This window comes from Acidovorax sp. CF316 (assembly GCF_000276605.1).
Taxonomy (GTDB): domain Bacteria; phylum Pseudomonadota; class Gammaproteobacteria; order Burkholderiales; family Burkholderiaceae_C; genus Acidovorax.
This window is the reverse complement of sequence record NZ_AKJX01000302.1, coordinates 1-10106: the sequence shown is the minus strand read 5'-3', so window position 1 is coordinate 10106 and position 10106 is coordinate 1. Positions and strand designations below refer to the sequence as shown.

Below are 10106 nucleotides of genomic sequence, written 5' to 3'. Positions count from 1 at the left end.
TTGATCTCCTTGGCCGCCTGGGCGCTGCGCTGGGCCAGGGTGCGCACCTCGCCGGCCACCACCGCAAAGCCGCGCCCCTGGTCGCCCGCGCGGGCGGCCTCCACGGCGGCATTCAGCGCCAGGATGTTGGTCTGGAAGGCGATGCCGTCGATCACGCTGATGATGTCGTTGATCTTGCGGCTCGAGTCGTTGATGCCCTTCATGGTCTCGACCACCTGGGCCACCACCTCGCCGCCCTGTTGCGCGATGGTGGAGGCCGAATGCGCCAGCTTGTTGGCATTGACGGCGTTGTCCGCGTTCTGGCGCACGGTGGAGCCCAGTTGTTCCATCGAGGCGGCTGTCTGCTGCAGGGCACTGGCCTGCTGCTCGGTGCGGGTAGACAGGTTCTGGTTGCCCTGGGCGATCTCCGAACTGGCGGTGGACACGCTCATCGACCCCTCGCGCACACCGGCCACCAGGCCCGAGAGGCTCTGGCGCATGTCCTCCATGGCGGCGACGAGCGAGGCGATCTCGTCATTGCCCCGGGCCACCAGCGGACGCGCCAGGTTGCCCTGGGCAAACTCCTGGGTCGCAGCGCCGGCCTCGCCCAGCGGCCCGATGATGGAGCGCGTGGTGAGGTAGCCGAGCACCACCGCAAAGAGGACCACGGCCACGCTCAGCACGATGAGCTGCATGCGCAGGGATTCGAACTGGCGCATCGAGCGCTCGATGGCCTGCTGGCTGATCTTGTCGGTCTCTGCCAGGAAGGCGTCGAGGTTGCCCACCAGCCGGGTCAGCAGCGGCCGGCATTCGGCATTGATTTTCTTGATCGCCGTGTCCTTCTCGCCCACACTCGCCAGGCGGGTGATCTCCAGGGCGATGGGGCCATAGGCCGCCTCGGTTTCCTTGATCTGGGCCAGCAGCTTTTGCAGCGGCTCGGCCGCCTCGGGCGGCGCCTTCTTCAAGGCCTCCTCCAGGTTCTTGAGCCCCTTGCCCACGGCCTCATGGGCCGTGCCGATCAGCTTGATCTCCGCAACCTCATCGGGCTTGGAACTGGCGATCACCAGGTTGCGCGCCGACACGGCCCTGGCATTGGCAGCATCGAGCACGCTGTTGCCCAGGCCCTTGATCACCTCCAGGTGGTTGACCTGGACCTCCAGGTTCTGCTGGGTGAGCGACTGCCCGCGTATGCCCATGATCGCCACCAGGACAAGGGCGAATGCGAGGACGGCGTAGCCGATGGCCAGGCGCGTCTTGATGGTCAGGCTTTGCAGGAAATTCATCGCGAGGTTCTCCCTGTGTTGGGCGCGCATGCGCGCAATCCGCCGGCCACCGCCGGTCTGCAGCGTGATTTGCCCCAGACCCTTCCTTGCCAGCCAACCTTCACTGGCCGTCTGCACCAATCATTTTTTATGGATTTTTGGCCCCGCGCAGACTTGGGGGAGATCCTTCAACACCGATACCTTGCGCCTCCTGCACCCGACTGGCAAGCATTTTCTTGCCAACCTGGCACACAACACCCGCGTGGTTCACGCCCTGCGCGCAGCGCCGGAGGCCGCAATCCGCGGGTACGCCACCACCAGCGCCCCCACAAGCATGGCCGTCCCGTTCGCATACACCCACAGCTCCCCCTCGAACAGGAGGGCGGTGAAAACGGTGATCCCGAAGACGATGGCCACGATGGTGAACAGCGCCATCGCCACCTGCCGGCGGTGCGAAGGCGCCATCGCCACCCCGGCCAGCACGAACACCGCGCCCAGCATCGCGCCCGACCCCAGCTCGATGAGCAGCGTGCCGAGCATGCCGTGGCCCATCTGCCAGGCACTGATGAACTTTGTCAGGCGCTGCGCCACGAACGCGGCCGCGAAGGCGGCTGGCAACAGGCAGATCCAGCGCATGAACTTGCTTTTCAACATTCCCTCTTTGTCCTTGTTGGTATCGGCACCGCCGGCGGGATTTCCTGGTTGGCAGGATTCGGGCCCCTGGGAAATGTACCCATTTGTCGGCAGGCCGGGGCACAGGCCTGTCGGTCCCGCCGGTGCGCCCCATCCCCCGAATCGGTGATGGTCAGACGCCGCAGCGGTAGCGACAATGAAGCGCGTTCAAAAAGGGGGAAACCATGCGTTGGATCGTGGTGGCCATCTGTTTCGTTCCAGCCATTGCCTTTGCGGCGATGGACATGCCACGGGCTTCCGTGGCCTTGGTCGGCGTGCTGAACCTGGCCTACCTGCTTGCATTGAGCAGCGGTGTAGGCTGGCTGGTCCAGCAGGTCGCCCAGACCTCGGGGCGCTTCACCCCGAAAGCCGAAGCCGTCCTCAGCGGCTCCTGCGCCCTCATCCTGGGGCCGCTGCTCTGGTTCATGCTGCTCCGGTAGATTCCCGGCTTCCTGGGCACGAGGCAGGTAATCTGCCAGACAGGATGCGCCTTGACTGCTGTCAACGCGCCACAGAAACACCAACACCCCATCCAGGCCAAACAACAAAAAAACCCCAAGCAGATCAACTGCGTGGGGTTTCCTTTTTTTGGCGTAAACGGAGGGATTCGGACCCTAACCCGGCATATTCCAGCACATCCCAGCAAACCGCCCAAAGGCGGTTTTATGAACTACATGCCGTTGACCGGCAACTTCAATGTGCTCTATTGAGCCGAGTACGTCATGGAAGGGACCGGCCGCTTGCTTGGGCGAGTCACGTCCCAGTCTTTTTTGTAGTCGCGGTAACTGGAAATCTCAGCCACCTTCCAATTTGAGCCAAACTTTTCAAGCACATATTTGTACATTTCACCCTCGTCGCGGCGCTTACGATCAAAGCTGTCCGGCACTTCGTCCGGAGCAAGTTGCGTGTTGTTCTTTATGTTCACCAGCACGACTGCGCGCGACTCAGTTTCTGTTTTGACTTCTTTGATGGTCCTCTCGAATGTCTCTCTTCGCCAAGGAGTGCGGCTCTCCTTGTTGATTTCCTCGCTCACCAGCAGATCTTCCAATTCCCGTTTCTTTTTCTCGGCTGGAGAAGATTGGCGCTGGGTGTGGTCGGCGTGACTGATATTGATGTACCAGTCGCGCATCGCCCAATAGGACTTGATGGCGCGATCTGGTGTGCTGGTGTCTGCGGCAGGAGCGGGCAACTTTGCAGTGAGGTCCTCCCCCTCCTTCTGCAAACACCCCGCAACCAACACCGCCACAAGTGCACCCATCAAAATTCGCATATCTCCTCCTCGGTTAAAAAAGGCATGGTAGCCGCTCACGGCTTCGAGGGCTCGGCTCAAACTCTCGGATGGTGAGCAGGACCGATTCCCCATTCACCTGCAGGTTGTCATGCAGATCCTGTCATTCCTTGTCCAACAACCCCAGCTTGCCCATGTCGGGAGTGGTCGCCAGGGTTGACGCGGGCGCCCAGGCTGCGGCGGGGACTTCGGCCTTCACGGCGTGCAGGGCGGCGCGCTGCACATCGTCCTTCAGCGTGGACCACTGCGTCTTGTCTTGCGCAGGGCCTTGCACTGCAAGTCAACCTGCACGGGCGTGCCGTCGAGGCGCTTGAACTCCACAGGCATGTGAAGGATGGCACCCGGCCCTCAGCGAGGCATGCAGCTGTGAACACCTCGATCGCAGGGCCTGCTGCCCCCGATATTGGCGCGGGCCCACTCACTTCCCGGCCGCACAAACAAAAAACCCCTAAGCAATAAATCACTTAGGGGTTCATGTTTGGCGGAAACGGAGGGATTCGAACCCTCGATGAGGCTCTACACCCCATACTCCCTTAGCAGGGGAGCACCTTCGGCCACTCGGTCACGTTTCCAATCCAGCTATTATGCCCCATTTTTGGGGCACTTCAGCCGAGTTGGGGGCTGATGGGTCGATCAGGCGACCGGCTGGTCCAGCTCGAAGGCCTTGTGCAGCGCGCGCACGGCCAGCTCGACGTACTTTTCGTCGATCACGACCGAGGTCTTGATTTCCGAGGTGGAGATCATCTGGATGTTGATGCCCTCTTCGCTCAGTACGCGGAACATCTTGCTGGCCACGCCGACGTGGCTGCGCATGCCGATGCCGACGATGGAGACCTTGCAGATCTTGGCGTCGCCCACGACTTCCTGCGCGCCCAGCTCGGGCACGACCTTTTCCTTGAGCAGCTCGACCGTGCGGGCATAGTCGCCGCGGTTCACGGTGAAGCTGAAGTCGGTCTTGCCGTCCTTGCTCAGGTTCTGGATGATCACGTCGACTTCGATGTTGGCATCGGCCACGGCGCCCAGGATCTGGTAGGCGATGCCTGGCTTGTCGGGCACGCCCAGCACGGAGATCTTGGCCTCGTCGCGGTTGAATGCGATGCCGGATACAACGGCTTGTTCCATTTTTTCGTCTTCCTCAAAAGTGATCAGCGTGCCGGACTTGGCTTCTTCGTTGATGTCGATGTCCCAGGGCGTGAAGCTCGACAGCACGCGCATGGGCACCTTGTACTTGCCTGCGAACTCCACGGAGCGGATCTGCAGGACCTTGCTGCCCAGGCTGGCCATTTCGAGCATTTCCTCGAAGCTGACGGTGTGCAGGCGGCGCGCTTCGGGCACGACGCGGGGGTCGGTGGTGTACACGCCGTCCACGTCGGTGTAGATCAGGCATTCATCGGCCTTCATCGCGGCGGCCACGGCCACGGCGGAGGTGTCCGATCCCCCACGGCCGAGCGTGGTGATGTTGCCTTCGTCGTCGATGCCCTGGAAACCCGTGACGATCACCACCTTGCCGTTGGCCAGGTCGGCGCGCACGCGCTGGTCGTCGATGGACTCGATGCGCGCCTTGGTGTAGCTGCTGTCGGTGCGGATCGGCACCTGCCAGCCAGCGTAGCTCACCGAGCCCATGCCTTCGGTCTGCAGCGCAATCGCCAGCAGGGCCGAGGAGGCCTGCTCGCCGGTGGAGGCCAGCATGTCCAGCTCGCGGTTGTACGCCTCGGTGGCGCGCGGGGGTGCGAGTTCCTTGGCCAGGGCGAGCAGGCGGTTGGTTTCGCCACTCATGGCGCTGGGCACGACCACCAGTTGGTGGCCTGCGCGGGCCCACTTGGCCACGCGCTTGGCGACGTTGCGGATGCGCTCTGGGGAGCCCATCGACGTGCCGCCGTATTTGTGAACGATCAATGCCATTGGATTTCTGGGGTGACGAAACACTTGCCACGGCGCCGGTTGGACACTGTTTTGGCGCGCCGCTGTTTTTCGTGCAGATGGGAAAGCAGGGCCTGGTCCCTGTCCTGTTTTGAAACCACGGGCGGGTTTCATCCAGAAGACACGGATCAGTCCCCAGGGACCAAAACCTGGGGATTGTACCAATCGAGCCCGGTGCCCGAGCGCACCACGAAGCCCGCCCCCACCTTGATGCGGATGCGGTGGCCGCGCGTGGTGCAGGCGCGCACCTGGTCCAGCAGCTCGGCCAGTTGCGCAGCACTGGGCGTGGTGCGGTGCACGCTGCGCAGCCAGTGGCGCAGCACATTGGCCTGGCGCGCACGCCCCAGGCCCTGCAGCGCGGCCAGTTGCGGGGGCACGCCCACCTGGGCCAAGTCGGCCACGGCCACTTCGTCGAGCAATTCGCTGGCCTGCGCCGCGTTGGCGGCCGAACGGGCAAAGGTATCGCGAAACGCAGGGAACGCAGCCTCAAGCACGGGCAGGATCTGCGCGCGGATGCGGTTGCGGGTGTAGTGCTCGTCCGCGTTGGTGGGGTCCTCCACCCAGCGCTCACCCTGCGCCTGCAGCCAGTCGCGCACGGCCTGGCCGGGTACCTGCAGCAGCGGGCGGTGCCAGGGCAGACCGGCACGCTGCCACCGCGCGGGCATGGAGGCCAGCCCGGCCACGCCGGCCCCGCGCGACAGGGCCAGCAGCAGCGTCTCCACCTGGTCGTCGGCATGCTGTGCCAGCGCCATGGCCGCGGTACCGGCCATGGCGGGGGCTTGCACAGCGGCATCCAGTGCCGCGTAGCGGCCCTGCCGCGCGGCATCTTCCGGGCTCTGGCCCGGCTCGGGCCGGGCATCGATGCGCTGCACGACCAGCGGCACCTGCAGGCGGGTGCACAGCGCTGCGCAGTGCTGCTCAAAGCCATCGGCCGCCGCCTGCAGCCCATGGTGCACGTGGATGGCGCGCACCTGCCCCGGCCAGCGCCGCGCGCAGGCCAGCAGCAGGGCGGTGGAATCGGCCCCGCCGCTCAGGCCCACGGCCAGGGGCAGCGCAGGCGCAAAGGCGGTGATGGCGGCCTCGAACGTTTGGGTCATGCCCAGGCCCCGGGTGCCCGGCCTGCGCAGGGCGGGGCACGGTGTACGGAGGGGGCAGGCTGGCAGCGCATGGCTGCCGATTATCGCGGCCCCTGCTCAGCCGCCGGGCCCGGCCAGCCGCGGTGCCGCATGCGCGCCGCCATCGGCCGACAGCCGGAAGGTGCCCACCACCTCCGACAGCCGCACCGACTGGTCCTTGAGGCTTTGCGCCGCCGCCGCGCTCTCCTCCACCAGGGCCGCGTTCTGCTGCGTCATCTGGTCCAGGTGCGAGACGGCCTGGCCCACCTCGTTGATGCTGGTGCTCTGCTCGTTGGTGGAGGCGGTGATCTCGGCCATGATGTCGGTCACGCGCTGCACCGAGTTGACGATGTCGGTCATCGTGGCGCCGGCATCGTGCACCAGCCGCGAGCCGTTCTCCACCTGCGCCACCGAGGCGCTGATCAGCTGCTTGATCTCCTTGGCCGCCTCGGCGCTGCGCTGCGCCAGGCTGCGCACCTCGCTGGCCACCACGGCAAAGCCCCGGCCCTGCTCGCCGGCACGCGCGGCCTCCACCGCTGCATTGAGCGCCAGGATGTTGGTCTGGAAGGCAATGCCGTCGATGGTGCCGATGATGTCGCTGATCTTGCGCGACGCGGCGTTGATCTCGTCCATGGTGCTCACCACATTGCCCACCACCGAGCCGCCGTGCCGCGCCACGCTGGAGGCCTGGGCCACGAGCTGGTTGGCCTGGCGCGCCGCATCGGCGTTGTGGCGCACGGTTTCGGTCAGTTGCTGCATGGAGGCCGACGTCTCCTCCAGGCTCGATGCGGTGAGCTCGGTGCGCCCGCTCAGGTCGTGGTTGCCGGTGGCGATCTCTTCGGCAGCCACGCGCACCGAGTGGCTGGCATCACGGATCTGCGCCAGCACGCCCGAGAGCTTGCCCGCAAAGCTGTTGAAGCTGGCGGCGATCTGCGCCAGTTCGTCCTCGCCCTGCGCGTCGATGCGGCGCGACAGGTCGCCATCGCCTGCGCCGATCTCGTGCATGGCGTCGCGCACCAGGGTCAGCTGGCGCAACCGCCGCGAGAGGATGCCCGCCAGCGCCACCAGGGCCACCAGCAGCACCACGATGCCCGCCCCCAGCGACACCTGCAGCATGGTGCGGATGGCGGCCAGCCCCTCGCCCCGGTCCAGCGCAATCGCCAGCAGCCAGGGCGTGCCGGTCACGGGCGCCACGGTGAGCAGCATGGCCCGGCCCTGCAGGTCCACGGCATTGAGGTCGGCGCGCTTGGCCATGTCGGCCAGCGCCGTGGCCGTGAGCGACGGGGCCAGATCGGTCGCGGGCTTGAGCGCCAGCTTCACCTCGGGGTGGGCGATGATGTTGCCGTCGCTGCCCACCAGGAAGGCATAGCTCGCCGGCGTGGGCTTGATCGATGCCACGTTGGCCACCACGGCCGACAGCGACACGTCGCCCGCCATCACGGCCTTCACGCCTGCCCCCTCGCGTGCGGCCTTGGCAAAGGTGACCACCAGGCCGGCGCCGCCCGCATCGGCGTACGGCGCGGTGAGGATGGTGGCCTGCGCCTCGGCGGCCTGCTTGTACCAGGGGCGCGAGGTGGGGTCGTAGTCGGGCGGCAGGTTCTGCTTTTCCGAGAACACCGTGCGCTTGTCGGCATAGCCGAAGTAGGTGGTCAGGAAGTTGCCCGCCTTGGCCAGCATGAGCAGCGGCTTGGCGGCGTCGGCATCGTCGAGCGCGGCAGCGGCCGACTCGACCACCATGGCCTTGCCGCGGGCCCAGTCGCGCAGGGTTTCGATGTGGCTGTGGGCCAGGGCCTGCGACTGCGCGGTGAGCGAGGCATAGGCCTGGGATCGGGCCGTGAGGTAGTTGGCCACCGTGAGGGCCAGCAGGCCCGCCACCAGGCAGGCCACGGAGACCAGCAGGATCTGGCCCTTGAGAGTCTTCAGGAACGACATGCTGCCCCCTTCGGATCTACCCGCTACCCAACGGGCGGCGACCCACCATGCTACATCCGGTTACGGCTGGGGCGCCAGAGGGCTGGCACGCCCGGGTTGCGCCGGGCGTAAAAACAACAACGGCCCGCGAGGGGCCGTTGGAGTGGAGGCGTTGGCAGTCGGGTGCTCAGCGCACATCCGCCTTGGTATCGCTGTAGCGGCCGTAGCTCTGCAGGCGCTCGTAGCGGCGCTCCAGCAGATCCTTGGTCTTGAGGTCTGCCACCTGGCGGAAGGCATCGCCCAGGGCACGCTTCAAGAACGCAGCCATCTGCTTGTGGTCACGGTGGCCACCGCCCACGGGCTCGTTGACGATCTTGTCCACCAGGCCCAGGGCCTTGAGGCGGTGGGCGGTGATGCCCAGGGCGTCGGCCGCTTCCTGGGCCTTCTCGCTGGTCTTCCAGAGGATGGAGGCGCAGCCCTCGGGGCTGATCACGGAATAGATGGCGTACTGCAGCATCACCACCTGGTCGGCCACGCTGATGGCCAGCGCGCCGCCGGAGCCGCCTTCGCCGATGATGGTGGTGATGATGGGCACTTCGAGTTGCGCCATCTCGAAGATGTTGCGGCCGATGGCCTCGGACTGGCCGCGCTCCTCGGCATCGATGCCGGGGTAGGCGCCGGGCGTGTCGACAAAGGTGAACACGGGCAGCTTGAACTTCTCGGCCGTCTTCATCAGGCGCAGCGCCTTGCGGTAGCCCTCGGGCTTGCTCATGCCGAAGTTGCGCATCGCGCGCTCCTTGGTGTCGCGCCCCTTCTGGTGGCCCAGCACCATGCAGGCATGGCCGTTGAAGCGCGCCAGCCCGCCCACGATGGACAGGTCGTCCGCATAGTGGCGGTCACCGTGCAGCTCGACGAAATCGGTGAAGATGTCGCGCACATAGTCGAGCGTGTAGGGGCGCTCGGGGTGGCGGGCGATCTTGGTGATCTGCCAGGGCGACAGCTCGGCGTAGATGTCCTTGGTGAGCTGCTGGCTCTTCTTGCTCAGCTGGTCGATCTCTTCCGAGATGTCGACGGCGCTCTCGGTCTGCACGTAGCGCAGTTCTTCGATTTTGGTCTCGAGTTCGGCAATCGGCTGCTCGAAATCCAGAAAGGTCTTTTTCGCCAACGTTGTTCTCCTTGGGTCGCGCCGGAAGGCGGCGTGCCATGAATGAGGCACGCACTGTAACCGACGCGTTACGAGTTTGGTATGACGCTTGTCCAATGCTCAGTAAGAGACGACTGGCTGGGGGTCCATGGACCGCCAAATATACCAAGTCGCCACACTGGCCCATGGCTTCCAGGCCTCGGCGACTTCGCGGGCTTCGCTGCGGCTCACCGTTTCGCCCGAGAAGTAGTTGTGGCTGATGCCGCTGATCAAGCCCACGTCGTCAAGGGGCAGCACATTCGGGCGCATCAGGTAGAAGATCAGGAACATCTCGGCCGTCCAGCGGCCGATGCCGCGGATGGCCACCAGCTCGGCGATGATGGCCTCGTCGTCCATCGAGGCCCAGTCCTTCACGTGCAGCTTGCCGCCATCGAAGTGCAGGGCCAGATCCACCAGGTAGTCGACCTTGCGGGCCGACAGGCCGGCCGCGCGCATGTCGTCCACCTTGAGCTTGAGCACGTTGGCCGGCTTCATGCTGCGCGGCAGCTTGGCAAAGCGTTCCCACACGGTCTGGGCGGCCTTCACCGAGATCTGCTGGCCCACGATGGAGCGCGCCAGGGTGGTGAAGGCATCGCCCTGGGTCTGCAGCGCGGCATCGCCGAACTGCGGGATCAGGCGCTTCATCACCCGGTCCTTCTTCATCAGGTGCTTGCAGGCTTCGGCCCAGTAGGTGGGCGTGGAGACGACCACGGACTTGGCAGGTGCCGCAGCAGACGACGACGCTGCGGCAGATACGACGGCCGCAGCGGCGGCAG

General features: G+C 65.5%; 11 protein-coding genes and 1 tRNA gene. 2 read left to right on the top strand and 10 right to left on the bottom strand.

Translation table 11 applies throughout. The annotated features are described in order from the left end of the window. Positions 1 to 1262: methyl-accepting chemotaxis protein (locus PMI14_RS35870; protein WP_007862202.1), on the bottom strand; the 1262-nt coding region annotated here is incomplete at its 3' end. A gap of 246 nt (positions 1263 to 1508) precedes the next feature. Beyond that, positions 1509 to 1895 carry a hypothetical protein gene (locus PMI14_RS33130; protein ID WP_007862200.1) on the bottom strand — a complete coding sequence of 129 codons (387 nt, stop codon included), beginning with the start codon at positions 1893 to 1895 and terminating at the stop codon, positions 1509 to 1511. Between the two features lie 203 nt (positions 1896 to 2098). On the opposite strand from PMI14_RS33130, the gene PMI14_RS33125 reads away from it, so the two are divergent. Further along, positions 2099 to 2353 carry a hypothetical protein gene (locus PMI14_RS33125; RefSeq protein WP_007862197.1) on the top strand — a complete coding sequence of 85 codons (255 nt, stop codon included), beginning with the start codon at positions 2099 to 2101 and terminating at the stop codon, positions 2351 to 2353. Positions 2354 to 2404: 51 nt separating this feature from the next. Then, a complete protein-coding gene (locus PMI14_RS35260; RefSeq protein WP_146187911.1) occupies positions 2405 to 2623 on the top strand; it encodes a hypothetical protein in 219 nt (72 codons plus the stop codon). Here PMI14_RS35260 and PMI14_RS33120 read toward each other — a convergent pair. The 8 genes from PMI14_RS33120 to PMI14_RS33090 form a co-directional block, all read right to left on the bottom strand. After that, positions 2617 to 3222 (bottom strand): hypothetical protein, encoded by a 606-nt coding sequence (locus tag PMI14_RS33120; protein ID WP_146187910.1) that lies wholly within the window; start codon positions 3220 to 3222, stop codon positions 2617 to 2619. The two genes, PMI14_RS35260 and PMI14_RS33120, sit on opposite strands and share 7 nt — an antisense overlap. An 82-nt stretch (positions 3223 to 3304) precedes the next feature. Continuing rightward, entirely contained in the window at positions 3305 to 3475 is a 171-nt protein-coding gene (locus tag PMI14_RS35255; RefSeq protein WP_157405931.1) for a hypothetical protein, read from the bottom strand. 205 nt (positions 3476 to 3680) lie between these two features. Next, positions 3681 to 3773 (bottom strand) — tRNA-Ser (locus tag PMI14_RS33115). Positions 3774 to 3834: 61 nt separating this feature from the next. Further along, positions 3835 to 5103, bottom strand: coding sequence for an aspartate kinase (locus PMI14_RS33110; protein WP_035206523.1), 1269 nt, complete (start codon positions 5101 to 5103; stop codon positions 3835 to 3837). Positions 5104 to 5249: 146 nt separating this feature from the next. Continuing rightward, entirely contained in the window at positions 5250 to 6218 is a 969-nt protein-coding gene (gene tilS, locus PMI14_RS33105) for a tRNA lysidine(34) synthetase TilS (RefSeq protein ID WP_007862191.1), read from the bottom strand. 96 nt (positions 6219 to 6314) lie between these two features. After that, a complete protein-coding gene (locus PMI14_RS33100) occupies positions 6315 to 8168 on the bottom strand; it encodes a methyl-accepting chemotaxis protein (protein ID WP_007862189.1) in 1854 nt (617 codons plus the stop codon). Between the two features lie 166 nt (positions 8169 to 8334). Continuing rightward, positions 8335 to 9312 carry an acetyl-CoA carboxylase carboxyltransferase subunit alpha gene (locus PMI14_RS33095; protein WP_007862187.1) on the bottom strand — a complete coding sequence of 326 codons (978 nt, stop codon included), beginning with the start codon at positions 9310 to 9312 and terminating at the stop codon, positions 8335 to 8337. A gap of 99 nt (positions 9313 to 9411) precedes the next feature. Continuing rightward, a complete protein-coding gene (locus PMI14_RS33090) occupies positions 9412 to 10041 on the bottom strand; it encodes a DNA-3-methyladenine glycosylase (protein WP_081497467.1) in 630 nt (209 codons plus the stop codon). Between the last annotated feature and the right edge of the window lie 65 nt (positions 10042 to 10106).

Bases quoted from the DNA above. Each gene is read 5' to 3' on its own strand.
- PMI14_RS33125 (WP_007862197.1), top strand. From the start codon at position 2,099: ATGCGTTGGATCGTGGTGGCCATCTGTTTCGTTCCAGCCATTGCCTTT.
- PMI14_RS33110 (WP_035206523.1), bottom strand. From the start codon at position 5,103: ATGGCATTGATCGTTCACAAATACGGCGGCACGTCGATGGGCTCCCCA.
- PMI14_RS33130 (WP_007862200.1), bottom strand. From the start codon at position 1,895: ATGTTGAAAAGCAAGTTCATGCGCTGGATCTGCCTGTTGCCAGCCGCC.
- PMI14_RS33100 (WP_007862189.1), bottom strand. From the start codon at position 8,168: ATGTCGTTCCTGAAGACTCTCAAGGGCCAGATCCTGCTGGTCTCCGTG.
- tilS (WP_007862191.1), bottom strand. From the start codon at position 6,218: ATGACCCAAACGTTCGAGGCCGCCATCACCGCCTTTGCGCCTGCGCTG.